We start from the raw sequence: 16725 nt of genomic DNA, 5'->3' as shown, positions 1-16725 counted from the left end.
TTTAGCATCAGAGTTACTGCTGAGGCTTAGAAGCTCCACAGGTTATACTCGTACTCAATCAGGTCGGACGCAGCTTGCTGCGAGGCCAGAATGCCTTGCTGAGCACCACCGTAGATGTCGTCTAGACGCGAGTCGTTCGGGTTAGAAACCTTCACGATGTACGAGTTGAACAGCCACAGTTCGAAAGCATCGGCCAGGTTCTTGTGCTGGGCATCGTTCTGGGGGTTAAACCAGATGGCTTTGTCCGGGTTGTTGCGGAACACGCGTACCAGGTCGCTGTACTTGAACGTACCAATGGGCTTTTCAATGCCGGAGGTGTTCGAGGAAAGCGTAGAGGGCACCAACAGCGTAATGGTTTTGATGTCGTGATACATCCGTGACCGTTTCTTGTCAAAGATCATATCCTCTTTCAATTCCATCTGGTAGATGTCCTTGGGGCGGTACTCGTAGCTGGCGGGAGCAACCGGCGCAGCTTTCGCTACGGCCTTTTTGCCTTTGGCACCTTTTTTAGGCGCCGGGGCACCCCAGCCATCATCCGAAGCACCAAAACCAGCGTCAGCATCCGTAAAACCGGCAGCTTTCTCTTCCTCACTCAGGCCAGCGCTGGCTTCAGCGTACGAGGCGTTGGAAGAAACTTCCTGCGGCGTGTAGGTAGTGGTCAGCGAGTCGTTACGATACGCCTGCAGCTCACCACGGCGCACTGCATCCATAATTACCTTGGTAATCTCATTACCCTGCGAGAACATAGGCTTGTTCTGCTTTTCGCGCAGGTCAATGGCACGCCAGATGGTCTTCCGGAACATGATGTCCGAATTCGGAATCGGGCGGTACGAGCCGTTGCTGCTCGCAGTAGTGGCTTGTTCCTGAGCCGAAGCTGACACCGACAGCGTCAGGCCGGCCACCAGGGCGGCGAAGGAAAGGAATTTGTTCATACCAGATAATCAAAAAAGCGCAGCACTTAGTTCAGCAGAGTAACGCTTAGATCAGCGGAATATTGAATTGCTTCGACACTTTTACTTCCTCAGTGTTACCCTGGAAGTTCATACGCTGCACCTCTTTTACTTCGATGTAGAGACGGTCACCTTCACGAGCGGTGTTTACCACGTCGGTCAGGTTAACATCAGGGCCGTTGACAGTGCGGGTAGGCATAGCAGGGCGCTTGCCACGTACCAGCGTTACTTCATAGCGGGTTACCCGGTAGCGGGCATCTTCCGGCAGGAAAGTAGCAAAACCGGCATCCGGAATAGCCTTCAGGCTCATGTTGCGCACCGCCGTTACCGGGGTACCCTGCTTTTCGTTGGCTTCGCGGCCACCTACTACGCATTTGATTTCCGGCTTAGGAATAGGACGCACCTGGAAGGTTTGCGAGCCAATGGCGTTGCCACCGCTGCTTACATTCAGGGTTACCTCACGCGAGTTGGGCACTAGGGTTACTTCACCTTTAGCCGAGCCTTTGATGGTAGAAGCACCGGAAGCCGAGAAGCTTGGATCATACTGCGCACCCAGGGCGGGCACTTGTACGCTTAGCTTGTTGCCGCACTTGAAGTACAGGGCCTGTACCGAAGCCGACTGAATCTGCATTACCGGTTTGGTAACGGTGTACGGCACGGTCACTTTGAAGGTAGTATCGCGACCGTTCTGGTTGAAGCGGATGGTACCGGTCCAGGAAGCCTTGGCGTTGCCAGCAGCATCAAAGCTGCCGGGGCGGGCCGTGAACTCTACCTTGCCTTTGCCATCGGGACCAACTGGCAGCGGCGAGCCGTTCAGGGTCATGGAAGGACGCAGGTTGCTGGCGGAAGCCGTCAGGAACAGTTCGGCTTTGTACTTGGTACCGGCTGCTACCGTGTTGGACTCGGCGCTAGCAAAAGCATTTACCTTGTCGAATACAATTGTAGAAGCACCTACCTGCGAAGCCAGCTTGTTCAAAGCATCCGACTCGTACTTCAGCACTTCGGTTTCTTTCTGCGAAAGAGTAGCCAGCGCGGCTACAATCGGAGTATTTTCGAAGTTCAGCTCAGCAAAGTTTTTGCTCTTCTGGCTGGGCTCCAGCACGTTCGGATCCTGGCCAGCATCAAGTGCCAGTGGACCAGCTTCTGGTACAAACTGCTTGATGTAGGTAGCGTAGTTGTTCAACTCATCTTTCAGGGGGTAAGCCAGACCATTCTTTTTGCCGCCAATCATAGTGATGGCAACTTTATCTTCCATGCTCATATTCTTGAAAGCATTCTTGCCCTGGTTCTCAGTAGCAACTAATAGCTTCTCACGAATATCACGCAGGTAGCCTACCATTTTGGAGGTACGCTCACGTACTTCCTGGCTTTGCTTGAGAATGGCAAGGTCACGCGCCTGATTCCGGTTTTTAGCAACCGTGGCTTCAATACCTTTTACAGCACCTTGGTTAGCTGTCGCCGTTTTTCCATTTACTCCGAGCAAGCTGTCGTCCAAAAACTTGAACTTGAGCAGAATCGCGGAGTTTACTTGTAGGGCCAGAAGCGCAGTCAGTACCAGGTACATCATGCCAATCATCTTCTGCCGTGGAGTTTCTTTACCTCCCGCCATCGTATCTTCCTATTCTAAAACTAGTGGAACTGAAACGTTTAATGCTCTTACTACTCAGCTTGCTTAGCTGGTAGCACGCATAGCGTTCAGCATGTTGCCGTACACGCGGTTGAGCGAGGTCAGGTTGCTCGTCAGGCTGGTTACTTCCTGCTTGAACTGCTCGGTTTCTTTGCCGGCTTCGGTCAGATTTTCCATGGCCTGGCTCAGCGTGCCATAGAACTTGTTCATGGACTTCAGGTGCGTGTTGGCATCCTGCAGTTCCATTTCATACACTGCGTTCAGAGCGCCCAGGTTCTTGGTTACGTTCTGTACCTGCAAGTGGTATTCCTTGGCATCAGAAGTAGCGCTGGACATAGCCGTAATAGCTTCTACCGTGTTGGAATAGGCTTCGTTGATGCGCTCCAGTGAGTTAGCAGCGGTACGAACCTTAGCGGTATACTCGTCGGTTACGTTGGTAGCCTCGCCCAGCGACGAAAGCTGCTGCGTGGTGGTGCTCAGGCGGTTCAGGCCGGCACCCAGGGAAGAAATAGCTTCGGGGGTTACGTTAGCATCTTTCAGCATATCATCCAGCTTGCGGGTCAGGCCTTTGCCATTGTCCGTAGAGAAGCTGGGGTTGCCGGTAGAAGGGTCGTAGCCTTCGCTCAGCTCAGGATACACCAGTGACCAATCGTGCTCTTTGTGCTGGGGTTGGAAGGCGCTCAGGAAGAAGATAACAGCTTCCGTGCTCAAGCCCACAATCAGCATCAAGTCAGCGCCAGCCCAGTGTTCAATTTTGAACAATGCTCCCACGATAACTACTGCTGCCCCAATGCCGTAAATTTTCGGCATTAATACGTCATATAGAAAACTGCCGCCTTTTTGTGCCATTGTACTTGTGTTGTTGAAAAGAAAAGGTGAAGGTTGTTAAAACACTAAATAAGTTGGAACGAAAGAGGGCTTAGTTCAAAGCATTGTTGGTACCCATGCCAATCTGAATCATGGCCGTGCGGAAACCGATATAAGAGCGGGCCGAATCCTGATACTCGAAGTTGCGGGCACCGGTCTCCAGGAAGTAGGCAATGTCTTTCCAGGAACCACCGCGCACTACTTTGCGGGGCTCGTTATCGTCGGGGTTGGTGGGGTTCAAATCCCATACTACCGGTACCGAGGCTTCCATGTAAGCATCATCGCACCACTCCGACACGTTACCGGACATATCATACAGGCCGAAGTCGTTCGGAAAGAAGGCGCCTACCGGGGAAGTGTAAGCAAAGCCATCGGAAGCATAGTCGCCACGGCCGGGTTTGAAGTTGGCCAGCATGCAGCCTTTGGAGTTACGCAGGTAAGGACCGCCCCAGGGATAGGTAGCCAGGTCGCGGCCACCACGAGCGGCGTACTCCCATTCAGCTTCCGAAGGAAGGCGGAAGTTTGGCGTTGGCGCCAGACCCACTTCTTCGTTCGAGGCATTCTTGTGCTTGGTGCGCCAGTTGCAGAAATACTTGGCGGCAAACCAGTCTACGCCCACTACCGGATAATCGTCGAACGCGGGATGGGTATAGTAATACTCCATCAGCGGGTCACCCATGTGGTAGGTGAAGTCCCGTACCCAAACCGTGGTGTCAGGGTACAGTTCCGTCATGACATACTCTTCGCCCAGCACATCGATGGAATCCTGCCGGATAGCATCCATGAACTGACGGTATTCATTATTGGTAATTTCGGTTTCATCCATGTAGAAGCCGGCAATAGTTACCTGCTTGTTCATGTTCACCATAGAGGCAGAAATATCCTGGTCGGTCTGGCCCATGTGGAAGGTGCCACCGGGGCAGGGTACCATACCATACGGAACTTCCTGGGGGTTAAACTCAGGCCGATCCTCGGAGCCGTATAGGTCGCCCTGAGGCCCTTTACCAAAACCACACCCTCCCAGGAGCAGTGCCGACATGGCAACGAGAGGCAATACGAAAAGCTTGTTCATAGTCAGGAACCGAAAGACTTACTAGGAGGCAATAACCAAAGATTACAATTTTTGCAGCTGGCAAATTTAGTACTTTAAACAAACGCAAACAAGTTATTCGTTTAACATTACCAACTTGTCTGCGAAACCCTATTTACACCGGATAAATAGAAGTAGTTCAACTTCTTGCAGGCGTAGCGGGGGAATGTATTCGCTTAAATCCACCCTACCCCATCAGCACGCCTAATATACGTACAAGTCCTAAAAGCTGTAGCGCGGAGTACGAATTGCTGGCCGCAGAATATTACCAGGCTTAGGCAACCGATAAGAAAGCATTATTTCATGAGAGCTCAATGCACGAGCATCTTGGTTGAATGCAATAAAATCAAATGCATAGCCCACTTTGAATGCGTTATCCTTTGCAAAACTTACTCCTACCAATGCGTTGAAAGACTCCTGAAAACGGTAGCCAACTCCGCCCCAATACTTATCATTGAAGGTGGCCCGGGCGCCCAGCTCAAAGGAGGTTTTATCCTGAGCAAACTTGCCCGAGTCTCCCACCTTACCTGGCAACACCATTTTAACCAGAACCGTTGGCGTAACAACAACGGAAGAAGTAGCCTGAATATTATAACCGCCGGTCAGATAGACGTGGTTTTCGCCAATCACCCGGGCTGAGTCTGTGTTGCCCCGAAAGTTCTGAAACTTATACTCTGACCGTAACAGGTTGTTAACGCTCAGGCCCGCATAATAAGATTCGGTTTCATACCACGCCCCTGCGCCAGCATCAAATTTACGGTCCGAGCTTTCTACCGGCACCGCCGGATCATTCGGCTCGACCGGGCGGAAGTTGCCCTGATGAATATTGGTGAGGATACCTTGCACCCCAAGCCCTAGCGTGCCTTCGCCTATCTTTAAATGATAGGCATAGGATAAGTTAGCGGTAGTAACATCCGTCTCGGCAATCTTGTCCTTATACAGGTTTATGCCCAAACCGCCATGCAGGAGCTTAAGCGGAACGGAAGCCGAAAGCAAATAGGTTTGGGGAGAGCCTCCCGCGTCTACAGAAGCATTATATCCTACGTATTGGTAACGGCCTATAGTAGTTATTTCACCGTATCCTTTTACCCCGGCATACCCCGGATTCAGATACATGCCATTAAAGCCGTATTGAGTAAACTGGGGCTGCTGCTGCCCCAAAGCGAAACCGGCCGCTATAAATAGCAGAAGAACAGTAAGTACTGATCCCTTCATAACTGCAACCGAATAGAAGTAAGAGATAATTTGGGGCTGGATTTCTTCTCTTTCAAATGTAACAAAAAAACGTCACGCGAAAGAGAAGGAGCCTGCAAGCAGGCTCCTCTGCCTCAACGAGCAAACTAGCTGCTCGGTTTACCTACTTTGCTTTTCGCATTGCTCTGCTCGGCGGCACCGGAATGATAAAGGATATACTGCTCAATAGCACCTGTCATAGAGGGCGCGTTGGGATGAGGCGCCTGGATATCCAGCTCCAGACCAGCGTCCAGCACGGCTTTGGCCGTCGTAGGTCCGAAAGCAGCAATACGGGTGCCGTCCTGCACGAAATCAGGGAAGTTGATGAACAGCGAACTGATACCGGAAGGACTGAAGAAGGCAATACAATCGTATTTCACATCCGACAGATCCGATAGATCGCTGGCTACCGTGCGGTAGATGACGGCCTCGGTAAACTTGAAGTTATTGGCCCGCATGAACTCCGGAATATCATCCTTACGGATGTCAGAGCAAGGGTACAGGAACTTCTCGCCTTTGTGCTTCTTGATTACGTCGAAGAGGTCGGCGGCGGTGCGGCTGCCCACAAACAGCTTGCGCTTGCGCAGTACAATGTACTTCTGCAGGTAGTTAGCCGTCTGCTCCGAGATGCAGAAATACTTCATCTCGGCGGGCATCTCAATCTTGGCCTCCTGACAAATGCGGAAAAAGTGGTCTACGGCATTGCGGCTGGTGAAAATGATTGCCGTATGCTCCAGAAAATTAACTTTTTCCTTCCGGAAGTCTTTGTAAGACACCGGGTCTACCTGAATAAACTCCCGGAAATCAACTTTAATACCATATTTCTCGGCAATGGAGAAGTAAGGGGAAACGTCGCCGGTAGGTTTAGGCTGGGTGACAAGGATGCTGGAGATGCGCTTGGCGTGACGGCCAGTCCCCGGGTTATCTTTGTTTTCGGCCATAGTAAAAAAGAGCGTAAATCTAGGGCTATAAGAGGAACGGTGAGGTGCTAAAACTATTATCGACAACTATGTTTCACCAATAACCCCTTGATTAGTAAGGAAAAACGATGATTTTGAGCAGCACAATAAAGGGCAGGACTTCGGTGGCGCAAAGGTACGAAAACAAATGCAGATTTAGGAGCGAGGCTCGTTGATTCAGGGTTCGGCCGATGCGTAGAACCGTTACCAGTAATAGCAAGGCAACCACCCCATTAGAAACCCACAGCACCATAGAGGGGGCAGAGGAGTTCAGGGCCAGGTAGAGCAGCATAACAAAGGGCAGCACCAGGCCCATCAGCAGAATAGTGCGGATAAACTCCCGGTACTGCACCATCACCAGCCCCGACACGTCAAAAATGTACCCCATTACCTGCAGGTACAGATATTTCAGCAGCACGAAGGCGGCAATGAGGCCAGTATACAGCAGCACTCGCACCACCAGCGCCGATTCCGGCACGTTGAAGAGCCGCCGGATAAGGGGCACGTCCTGCACACTGGTATGAATAGCCACCAGGAGCAGCGCAAAGGACAGCGAGAACACCAGCACCAGCACCAGGTTAAGCCAGGTAATGGTGGGCTTAATCAGAAAATCCTGGTCGGTGGAGGAGTTACTCCAGAAGCTGCTTAGCTGGTAAATGCGGGTAAAGCCCGGGCGGTAAGTGGCCCGAATGCCGCCGTAGCCCAGCCCAATCAGCAGCAGAAATACGATATATACATTCTGGGGACCGGGCACCCGCTCCTGGGGCAGCAGTGCATTAGCCGCCTGCCCCTGCTGAACAGCCGGCTGCGGCACCGTATTGACGAACGAGGTGTAGGTTGGCGATTCATCGGGATGCCATACGCACAACAGGTGCCGGGCCGCCGGCGAGCCAGGCGGAATCAAGCGGGCCAGATCCAGGGAAAACACGCCCGCTTCCGGCGCGGTAAATACCAACCGGTTATCCAGAAACAGGCTGAGGTTTTGCCGGGCCGTGAAGGTAATGGGCACCGGCTGGCCCCACTTCAGACTAACCCATTGGTAGTAAGCATGGGCCGGCGGGTGATAATCGGGCAGGTAGAGCGTGAGGCGGTTCTGGGCCGGATTGTAAATCAGCCAGTCGTTGGTCAGGCCCTGCTGCGGAGCCGGGGGCAACGGGCGATACTCGGCGGCCAGCGCCGTGTGTCCCAGCAGCAGTATTCCTACTACTATCCCATACCACCACTGATAACGCCCCGCTGGCATCTGCTTACCTGTTTAAGAAGCCACCCGCTGGCGGGCACTCCGGCTCTGGTACACGCCCAGAAACACACTCAACGCTACCGAGAAAGCCACCAGGTACACTATCAGCAAGGTATTACCCAGGTAAGCAAAGTTGATAACAAACAGAATCACCAGAATATTCAGCAAAGCCAGCAGCATAACGGTACTGATCTGCTGAAAGCCCATGGCTAGAATACGGTGGTGCACGTGGTTTTTATCGGGCGAGAAGGGGGAGCGGCCGGCCATCATGCGCACAATAAAAATACGCAGCGTATCAAACAGCGGTACAAAGAGGATACCAGCCGCTACAGAAGGTGCAGCATCCGGGAAAGGTTGCCGCATCTCAATAAACTGAATGGTGAGCACCGAAACAATAAACCCGCAAACCAGGGAGCCGGTATCGCCCATAAAAATGGTGGCCCGGTGAAAGTTGTAGCGCAGGAAACCTATCAGCCCCCCAATCACACACACGGAAACGTACACGTAGTTGCCGTACCGCTCGCCACCATACCGGAAGAAGAAATAACCCAATGTGCTTACAATGATGAGCACGATGGTACCGGCCAGCCCATCCAGGCCATCAATCAGGTTAATGGCGTTGGTAATACCTACAATAGCTATGAACGTAATAGCGTAGCTGATGCCGATGGGCAGCTCCTGAATGCCTAGTATGCCCTGAAAGCTGGTAATCCGGATGTCGGCCATAATCATAACCACGCCGGTGGCCAGCAGCTGACCCACAAACTTTTTGGAGACGGAGATGCTCACCAGGTCATCTTTCAGCCCCACGAAAAACAGCACAATACAGCCCGCTAAAAGCTGCTGCACGCCATTGGCTAGGTTTCCGAAAATGGTAAGGGCCGACATAAAGCCGGCAAAGACGGCCACTCCGCCTAAGCGGGGCGTCAAGGACTCATGCACCGTGCGCAGGTTGGGCGCATCGAGCATATTCTTGAGGTGAGCAATGTATATAATGGAAGGCACCGCGAACAGTGCTACCAAAAACGCCCACAAAAACGAGAGACTCAGCGAAATACCTAATGCAGTCATATGGCAGGGCCCGAAGTTAAGCAATTACGCCAGAAGCCCGGTGCGTGGTTTGCGGATAACTCCCGAAGCTTAACTATGCAATACACCTTCCCGGTGAAGAAGGGCAATGCGGGTAAGATTTTCGGGAACAATGGAGTCGGGAACAAAGATGAACTTCTTATCGAAAATCTGCGAGCCCCGATAATAGCTCACCCAGTACTGGTTATTCAAATGAAACAGGTCTGGGTCAATGGGCTCAATGGGAACAGCGGTGTGTGGCTCTACTTCCAGAATAACGTGGCGCAACGTGGAGGTACGCACCGTTTCACCACTGGGCTGCACACCGTAGCCATTAGAGCTTACGATGACGTTCCGCAAGGGAAAATCGTTATGATTCAGCAGGTATACTTGCCAGCCCTGCTTGCCTTCTTCCGTAGCAGCAGCTTCATCGGGCACTACTGCCACCGAAACGCCTTCCACCGGATCGAAGATAATATCGTCTTTCATAAAGGACTTAGCTGATCAAATCGGCCTGCAATAAGTTGGCCAAATGGGGCAACAGGCGGTTTTCTACTTCCGTTATGGGTACGGCGCGGCCCAGCTCCTGCTGCAGCGAGGTGACGGCCTTATCCGTAATGCCGCAGGGCACGATATGGCCGAAATACGACAGATCGGGATTGACGTTGAGGGCAAAGCCGTGCATGGTTACCCAGCGGCTGCACTTCACCCCCATAGCGCAAATCTTACGCGGGTTGGATGCGCCTTCCTCAAAGTCCAGCCATACGCCGGTGAGCCCCGCAATGCGGCCGGCCCGCAGGCCATACTCGGCCAGCGTCAGGATAACGGCTTCTTCCAGCACCCGCAGGTAGCGGTGAATGTCAGTAAAGAAGTTATCGAGGTCGAGGATGGGGTAGCCCACCAGCTGGCCGGGACCGTGGTATGTTATGTCGCCGCCGCGGTTGATGCGGTGGAACGTGGCGCCGTGCGCGGCTAAAGCCGTTTCATCGAGCAACAGATGCTCAGGCTTGCCGCTTTTGCCCAGCGTGTACACGTGGGGGTGCTGGCACAGCAGCAGGTGGTTAGGCGTAGGCTCCAAAGGCACGCCGGATTCAGCGGCCAGCCGGTTGCGGGTTTTAACCGCCAACGCCGCCGCCAGCAACTGTTCCTGATAGGCCCAGGTAGACGCATAGTCCACCAACCCCAGGCGCTCCACCTTAATTTGTCGGTTTTGGCCGGGCATTGCCGCCGCCGCTCCGGCCACGGGGGCCGGAGCGGGGCTGGTAACAGCGCAGGAACTATAGAGAGAATCCATGCCGGGAAAATCAAACGCCAGGCCCGAAAAACGGGCTACTCCACTCTAAGCCAGCTTAGGCTGGCTGCGCCGACAGCTGATTTTTCAGCTTGTCAATCACCTTCACGGGCGCCGGATCGGTACCGTTTTTCTCGGCCAGGTAAATACTTACCCAGTCCAGCAGGTGAATCAGGTAGAAAATCTGAGCGGTGAGGGACTTGCCTTTGGCGGTTACGTCGAGCACTTTAGCGCCCTGGGCCTCAAACACGGGGCGGCACAGCTCCATACGCTGGGCTACGCGCTTGTGGTCGAAGGCCGAGTGCAGGAAGAGCACGGTAGTGGCGGTCAGGATTTTGGTGGGGAATTCCCAGCCCACAATTTCATTGTGGTTCATCTCCGGGAAGCTGTTCACGTGGCACAGCTGCTTGGAGTTTTCGTTTACCTGCTGCTGAAAGCGCACGGCGGTAGACTCCAATAGGGCATCACCATATACGATGGGCAGCCGCTCATAAAGAGCACCGGTGATAACCTGCGCCTCTTCGCGCACAGCGGTTTCGGTTTCTTCTACCAGCGCAACGGCTTCGTGCAGATCAGCCAGGTAGGAGTTATCAATCAGGCCGGCTGCTTCCAGCACGAAGAACAACTGGAACGCCGAGTAGCCGATGTTGGCACGGGGCATCTTGGTTTCGCCGGGGAACACAATGGTGGGATACTTGTGCTCCTGAGCCAGCTTCAGCATTTGGCCGCCGGTGGTTACGCACACAATGGTGGCGCCTTTCTGCTGGGCTTCTTCCATGCCCGCCAGCGTTTCCTCGGTGTTGCCGGAGAACGAGCAGGCAATGAACAGGGTATCCTGGTTTACAAAACCGGGGATATTATAGGTTTTCACTACCGACACAGGAACCGGCAGCTTATCAAGCAAAATAGACTGCACTACGCTGCCGCCAATGCCTGATCCGCCCATGCCGGCAATGACCACATTGCGGTAGGCTTTCTTCTCTATGGTAATCTGGCTGGCCTGTCCGATGCGGATGGCGTCCTTCATTTGCTCGTTAAACTGCTCGACTAGTGTCTTCATAAGTATCTGGAATTTCGCGGAAAACACGCAAAGGTACTAGTTTTAGACCCAACGCCAATTCAAAGCCGGCGGTACGCCGGCTTTTATCCCATCGGGCAGCCATCAGCCCTACCACGCTTTATTAAAGCCATTATGACTTCTGCTGCTCATATGTTAGGCCGGGCCGGCGAAGAAGCAGCGGCCGATTACCTGACTGCGTTGGGCTATGAGCTAGTGCACCGCGGCTACCGCTACCGCCGCGCCGAAGTGGACCTGGTAGTGCGCCAGGGCAATAAGCTGCTTGTGTTTGTAGAAGTGAAAGCCCGTTCCTCCAGCCAGTTTGGCTACCCCGAAACGTTTGTAACCGTCCGCAAGCAGCAGCTTTTCCGGCTGGCCGCCGAGCAGCTACAGGAAGAGCTGAACTGGACCGGTGATATCCGCTTCGATATTCTGGCCGTGACGCCAGGCGGTGCCGGCTTCCGCATCGAGCATTTTGAGGATGCGTTTTATTAGCGCCTGAGCTTAGTTTTTGGCACCGGGTCGGGAAAGGTCAGGCTGACCGCGCTTGTCCAGCTTATCCTTCTCGTAAATCAGCACGGAGTTGCGGTTATATTCCCGGATTAGCTCGGGTTCGGTTACTTCGGGGTCGTAGCCGGTTTCGCCGTATTGGTACACGTAGTGGCGGCGGTCCTTGGTGTTCCGGAAACCCCAGTACTTGGTCCACTCCCCTACTTTCTTGCCGTTCTCAAACTGCCCGTCCCAGTCGCGCTTGCCATTTTCCAGAAAGCGCACGTAGTCACCTTCCAGCTTGCCATTTTCATAGGGCACTACTTCCTTTATCTGCTTCCGCTCCCCATCATAATAGGAGATAACTGCATCCCGCGGGAAGCCCATTTCATAGTGGGTTTTGCTGAGCAGGATGTTCTCTTTATTGTATTTCTCCCACCGCAGATGGCGCGTGCCCACGGCGTAAAAGCCGGTTTCCACCACTTTGCCGCCCTGCAGCTTTTTGTAAGGGCCGTGCAGCACTTTATCGGTGGCGGGGTCCAGCTCGCCGGCGGCTTTAAATATTTTGCCTTTCCGCTGATTGAAGTAGTAGCGGGCCGGGGCGTAGGCGTTAGGCTGCTGAAAATTTTTCAGGTAGTAGAAAATCTCAATAACCTGGTTTTTGCCTTTGGGGCCCGATTTCGTGTAGCCCTTCTTAATAGGCTCGCCAAGGAAAACGTTCTTTTTCTTCTTGGGCTTGCGCTGGTTGGCTTTTTCCTGCTCCTTGGCCTTTTTCTCCTGCTCTTTGGTAAGCCCCGCCCGCGCCAGCAAGGACGGCGCTTTGGTCGTATCGCGGGCAGTGGTGAGCGTATCCAGGCCGGCGGCCAGCTGGGGCTGCTCCGGCTTGCTGGAGAAGGAAACGGTTTTGGGCGAGCAGGCCGCCACTAACAGCAGCAGCCCCACCCCCACCGACGAAAGGAATGGGCGCATCAGAAGTATGAAAGTATTCGGAGCAACGAACGTAAATATAGCCGGATTTGGTGCCCCAAAAGGTGAAGTGGTGAAAATGCAAAATGGTGAGTTTGACGTTCTGAACGCGCCATTAGCGCCAATAGAACATCAAACTCACCATTTCACTATTTCACCGCTTACTCAGCGGCCAGCAGCTCGGCGCTACGCTTCACAAACTGCGTGAGGGCTTCACCTTTCAGCATACCCTGAGCCAGCAGTGCTAAGTCGAAGGCCTGACGGGCCAAGCGGGCAGCATCCTCGTCGGAGGCTTTCAGTACCCGCTGGGCTACGGCGTTGTTGGCGTTTACGCTTACCGTGTAGGAGTCGGGCAGGGAGCCGAACATCTGCATGCCGCCGCCACCGCCGGTGCGCTGCATATCCTTCATGCGGCGCATGAACTCAGGCAGCGTAATGATAACGGGGGCATCCTGCGGCGACAGGGCCTCTACCTGCACGTGCATTTGCTCGTTATTAATGGCCTTGGCGAAGAGCTGCTGCAGTTTCGTTTTCTCTTCGTCGCTGAGGACGCTTTCGGTGGTTTCCGCCTTCTCAATGAGCTTGCCGATGGTATCGGCATCCACCCGCTTAAAGGTGGTTTTCTCCAGCTTCTGCTCCAGCTGACCAATAAAGTGCGAGTCGAGCGGGCCGTTGAGCTCCAGCACATCGTAGCCGCGGTCCTGGGCAGCTTCCACGAAGCTGTGCTGGGCCTCCGCATCGGTGGTATAAAGCACTACCGTCTGCTCGTTCTTATCCTTCTGGTTAGCCTGGATGAACTCCTGGTACTCGGGCAAGGTGAAGAACTTGCCCGCCGTGTTTTTCACTAAGGCAAAATCCTTAGCCTTCTCGTAGAATTTTTCATCCGAGAGCATGCCGTACTTCACGAACAGCCCAATATCCGACCATTTCTCCTCGAAGCCCGCGCGGTCTTTGCGGAACAACTCGGCCAGCTTGTCGGCTACCTTTTTGGTGATGTAAGTATTGATTTTGCGCACCGCGGCGTCGGCTTGCAGGAACGAGCGGGACACGTTCAGGGGGATGTCGGGCGAGTCAATAACGCCGTGCAGCAGCATCAGAAACTCGGGTACCACGTCCTTCACCTCATCGGTAATGAACACCTGCCGCGAGTAGAGCTGGATTTTGTTGCGCTGAAACTGCAGTTCGTCCTTCACCTTAGGGAAGTATAGAATGCCCGTCAGGTTGAATGGATAATCCACGTTCAGGTGAATCCAGAACAGCGGCGGCTCCGAGAAAGGATACAGCTCCTGGTAGAACTTGGTGTAGTCCTCGTCCGTCAGCTCCGAAGGCTGCTTGGTCCAGATGGGCGTGGTCTGGTTGATGACCTCACCTTCGAACTCAATAGGAATCGGCAGGAACTTGCAGTACTTGGTGAGGATGGTGCGCAGGCGGGCCGGCTCCAGGAACTCGTCGGAGTCTTCGGCTACGTGCAGCACCACGTCGGTGCCGCGGTCAGCCTTGTCAGCGGTATCCAGGCTGAACTCGGTGCTGCCGTCGCACACCCAGTGGGCGGCTTCGGTGCCCTCCTTATAGCTCCGGGAGAAGATTTCCACCTCCTTGGCCACCATGAAGGCGGAGTAGAAGCCCAGACCAAACTGACCAATAATCTGGTCTTTGGCGGCGGCATCCTTCTCCTTATACTTCTCCACAAACTCGGTGGCACCGGAGAAGGCAATCTGGTTGATGTACTTCTTGATTTCCTCGCCCGTCATACCCAGGCCCCGGTCGGAGATGGTGATGGTGCGCTTCTCCTTGTCCAGGCTCACCTTCACGGTCAGGTCGCCCAGCTCGCCTTTGAACTCGCCGAGCTGCGCCAGGCTCTTCAGCTTTTGGGAGGCATCCACAGCATTGGACGTCAGCTCCCGCAGGAAGATTTCGTGGTCGGAGTACAGGAATTTCTTGATGATGGGGAAGATATTCTCGGTGTGAATCGAGATGCTACCTTTCTCTTGCATAACGCTTTGGCAAAGGGTGGAAACAAAAAACCGGACTTACCGCCAGCTCTGGTAAGAGTGGAGGCTGTCGGGTACCGCGCTTCAAAACACGTTCCACGCCTGGCTTCGCTGTCAGATTGACATTCTCAAACCTCGACCAGCCCGCTTTGCGTATGTAATCCTGACTCTCCGCCCCATCCACCGTATTGCTTCTTTCCCATGGCACCTTTCCGCACTGTTTCCCGCCGTGATTTTCGTGAGTTAATGGCCCTGGAACGCACGCACATGGCCAATGAGCGCACCATGCTGGCTTACGTGCGCACCGCCATGACGCTAATTGTAGCGGGGTTCTCCCTGATTCAATTTTTCCGGGATAATTTCTTTGTGTGGGTCGGCGTGGCGCTGGTGCCCATAGGCGTAGGCGTGATAGTAGCCGGCTGGCTGCGCTACCGCCAAAAAACTGCCCATATGAGTCAGGATGCAACAGAAACCTTCCCGAATACTACGGCGGCCGTTTAAATCATTTTTATATAATTATTCTGGCACAACTTCCTTAATCAAGCAAGTAACAGCAGCTGCTTTATTTAGCACTATGGCGCATGATTCAAGTAACCCTGCCGCATACGGGGCAAGATTATTGAAAAGAAGTAAACAGGAACTAAGCTACCTGCTTACGGGCACCTACGCTTAACTGCCACTGGCGCTCCAGCAGTTCGGCCTCATCAGGGCTTCGCGTGAGCCAGTCCAATGCGGCCGGCGCACAGTTGAAGAACTGAATAAGCCCGCAGTCATACTGATGGGCTTCGTGAAGGGCGGTTTCCAATATTAACTGGTTGTGCAGACTATCTGGCAGAATAAGAGCCAGATGATGCACCGCCGTATTCAGCCCGAACTCCGGTAGCCACTCCTCACTAAGCCAGGCCTGCTCCTGCGGCCCCAGGGGCGGCAGGCCGCGTGTATCGGCCATCCAGCGCTGCACATCATAGTGCAGAGTAATAAACAGCAGCTCCTGAAAAGCCTCCTCAAAACGGGCCTGACTCAGGGGGCCCTGCCACTGCCAACGCAGAAGCTTTAAGGGCTCGTGGTACTGTAAATACAGAGATTTTCGGGTAAATATCATCCTGGCGGCACGTAACTTTCTCTCCTCACTGATGGGGTAAAAGTACGCGCCGCTTTTAGGACTTGGACATGAATTCGTCGAAAAGACAATAAGTCAAAACAAATAGAATTTTCCTCCTACTATTATAACTGAATAGGGCAATTATTTACACAAAAAGTTCATCCTTTGGGTTAACCGCCGGGGCCGATGGGCGGATGCGAACGGCGAGACGATGCAGTAAAAAGCGGGTAAGTCGTTTCATAGGTCAGGGGTTATATCAGCAGGCAACACAAAAGTACTGCCAGAGTATTACTGCAAGATGATGAGGCGGTTATGGTTTTGTGACTCTTACCGAACAACTCCCCGGCCATAAATCCGTCCTTGCCCTTCCACCTACTGCCGGAAAGTCAGTATGTTTGATTTGTTGTGAGGCTTCTGTTAGACGTACGCATCTCCCGCCCCCGGCTGGCTTTCTGGCTGCTGCTGTGCTTTCTGCGCGTACTCCTGCCCGATTCCTGGATTCTGGCTCTGCACACGCACCAGCACACACACAAAGAGGTGTCGTTTGCGCCGCATAAGCCGGGCGCCCGCCCTAAGGCAGCCCTTACTACCAAACACCAGCACTGCCCCATTGATCAGTTTTATTCGGCAGCGTTTCAACCCGGCCTTCCGCCAGAGCTGCCCCAGCCCGTGGTAGGCTATGGCACCAGCCAACTGGCCATATGGGTATTGCAGCGGCCGGTAAGCCGCGTTAGCAGCATTAAGCTGCGGGGGCCGCCGGCAACCGCTCCGCACCAACTTTCCTAAGGGGCAGCA

17 protein-coding genes are annotated in these 16725 nt (G+C 53.7%); 3 read left to right on the top strand and 14 right to left on the bottom strand.

The features are described from left to right. Positions 1–26 precede the first annotated feature (26 nt). The 11 genes from porN to PK28_RS03310 form a co-directional block, all read right to left on the bottom strand. Complete coding sequence (gene porN / locus PK28_RS03360; RefSeq protein WP_044511409.1) at positions 27–932, bottom strand: type IX secretion system ring subunit PorN/GldN; 906 nt, start codon at positions 930–932, stop codon at positions 27–29. A 46-nt stretch (positions 933–978) separates the two neighbouring features. Continuing rightward, on the bottom strand, positions 979–2514 hold the full coding sequence (gene porM / locus PK28_RS03355; protein ID WP_231576244.1) for a type IX secretion system motor protein PorM/GldM: 1536 nt from the start codon (positions 2512–2514) through the stop codon (positions 979–981). Between the two features lie 108 nt (positions 2515–2622). Beyond that, the gene (gene porL, locus PK28_RS03350; RefSeq protein ID WP_231576209.1) at positions 2623–3387 is read right to left on the bottom strand and encodes a type IX secretion system motor protein PorL/GldL; all 765 of its coding nucleotides are present in this window, start codon (positions 3385–3387) and stop codon (positions 2623–2625) included. Positions 3388–3496: 109 nt separating this feature from the next. Further along, on the bottom strand, positions 3497–4516 hold the full coding sequence (porK, locus tag PK28_RS03345; protein WP_044511399.1) for a T9SS ring complex lipoprotein PorK/GldK: 1020 nt from the start codon (positions 4514–4516) through the stop codon (positions 3497–3499). 240 nt (positions 4517–4756) lie between these two features. Then, positions 4757–5749, bottom strand: coding sequence for a PorP/SprF family type IX secretion system membrane protein (locus PK28_RS03340; RefSeq protein WP_044511398.1), 993 nt, complete (start codon positions 5747–5749; stop codon positions 4757–4759). Positions 5750–5874: 125 nt separating this feature from the next. Continuing rightward, complete coding sequence (locus PK28_RS03335; protein WP_044511393.1) at positions 5875–6708, bottom strand: uroporphyrinogen-III synthase; 834 nt, start codon at positions 6706–6708, stop codon at positions 5875–5877. A 91-nt stretch (positions 6709–6799) separates the two neighbouring features. Then, positions 6800–7969 (bottom strand): DUF4271 domain-containing protein, encoded by a 1170-nt coding sequence (locus PK28_RS03330; RefSeq protein ID WP_082016934.1) that lies wholly within the window; start codon positions 7967–7969, stop codon positions 6800–6802. Positions 7970–7981: 12 nt separating this feature from the next. Then, positions 7982–9037, bottom strand: coding sequence for an MraY family glycosyltransferase (locus PK28_RS03325; protein WP_044511392.1), 1056 nt, complete (start codon positions 9035–9037; stop codon positions 7982–7984). A 69-nt stretch (positions 9038–9106) separates the two neighbouring features. Then, positions 9107–9523 (bottom strand): hypothetical protein, encoded by a 417-nt coding sequence (locus tag PK28_RS03320; RefSeq protein WP_044511389.1) that lies wholly within the window; start codon positions 9521–9523, stop codon positions 9107–9109. A 7-nt stretch (positions 9524–9530) separates the two neighbouring features. Next, on the bottom strand, positions 9531–10256 hold the full coding sequence (lipB, locus tag PK28_RS03315) for a lipoyl(octanoyl) transferase LipB (protein WP_044511388.1): 726 nt from the start codon (positions 10254–10256) through the stop codon (positions 9531–9533). A 127-nt stretch (positions 10257–10383) separates the two neighbouring features. Further along, positions 10384–11385 carry a bifunctional phosphoglucose/phosphomannose isomerase gene (locus tag PK28_RS03310; RefSeq protein ID WP_044511387.1) on the bottom strand — a complete coding sequence of 334 codons (1002 nt, stop codon included), beginning with the start codon at positions 11383–11385 and terminating at the stop codon, positions 10384–10386. Between the two features lie 132 nt (positions 11386–11517). Here PK28_RS03310 and PK28_RS03305 point away from each other — a divergent pair, with 132 nt between their 5' ends. Then, on the top strand, positions 11518–11877 hold the full coding sequence (locus PK28_RS03305) for a YraN family protein (protein WP_044511383.1): 360 nt from the start codon (positions 11518–11520) through the stop codon (positions 11875–11877). Positions 11878–11886: 9 nt separating this feature from the next. Here the strand turns inward: PK28_RS03305 and PK28_RS03300 are convergent, their stop codons facing one another. Further along, positions 11887–12840, bottom strand: a complete 954-nt coding sequence (locus tag PK28_RS03300; protein ID WP_044511382.1) for a toxin-antitoxin system YwqK family antitoxin — start codon at positions 12838–12840, stop codon at positions 11887–11889. A gap of 158 nt (positions 12841–12998) precedes the next feature. After that, positions 12999–14831 (bottom strand): molecular chaperone HtpG, encoded by a 1833-nt coding sequence (htpG, locus tag PK28_RS03295; protein WP_044511381.1) that lies wholly within the window; start codon positions 14829–14831, stop codon positions 12999–13001. 198 nt (positions 14832–15029) lie between these two features. On the opposite strand from htpG, the gene PK28_RS03290 reads away from it, so the two are divergent. Continuing rightward, positions 15030–15329, top strand: a complete 300-nt coding sequence (locus PK28_RS03290; protein WP_044511380.1) for a YidH family protein — start codon at positions 15030–15032, stop codon at positions 15327–15329. Between the two features lie 139 nt (positions 15330–15468). Here the strand turns inward: PK28_RS03290 and PK28_RS03285 are convergent, their stop codons facing one another. Beyond that, the gene (locus PK28_RS03285) at positions 15469–15930 is read right to left on the bottom strand and encodes a hypothetical protein (protein ID WP_044511378.1); all 462 of its coding nucleotides are present in this window, start codon (positions 15928–15930) and stop codon (positions 15469–15471) included. A 405-nt stretch (positions 15931–16335) separates the two neighbouring features. Between PK28_RS03285 and PK28_RS03280 the strand changes: the two genes are divergently transcribed. Further along, positions 16336–16716: a hypothetical protein gene (locus tag PK28_RS03280; protein ID WP_044511375.1), complete on the top strand. Its 381-nt coding sequence runs from the start codon at positions 16336–16338 to the stop codon at positions 16714–16716. The last annotated feature ends 9 nt before the right edge of the window (positions 16717–16725 follow it).

It is taken from the genome of Hymenobacter sp. DG25B (assembly GCF_000801315.1).
GTDB lineage: Bacteria > Bacteroidota > Bacteroidia > Cytophagales > Hymenobacteraceae > Hymenobacter.
This window is presented reverse-complemented; position numbering and strand designations above follow the sequence as displayed.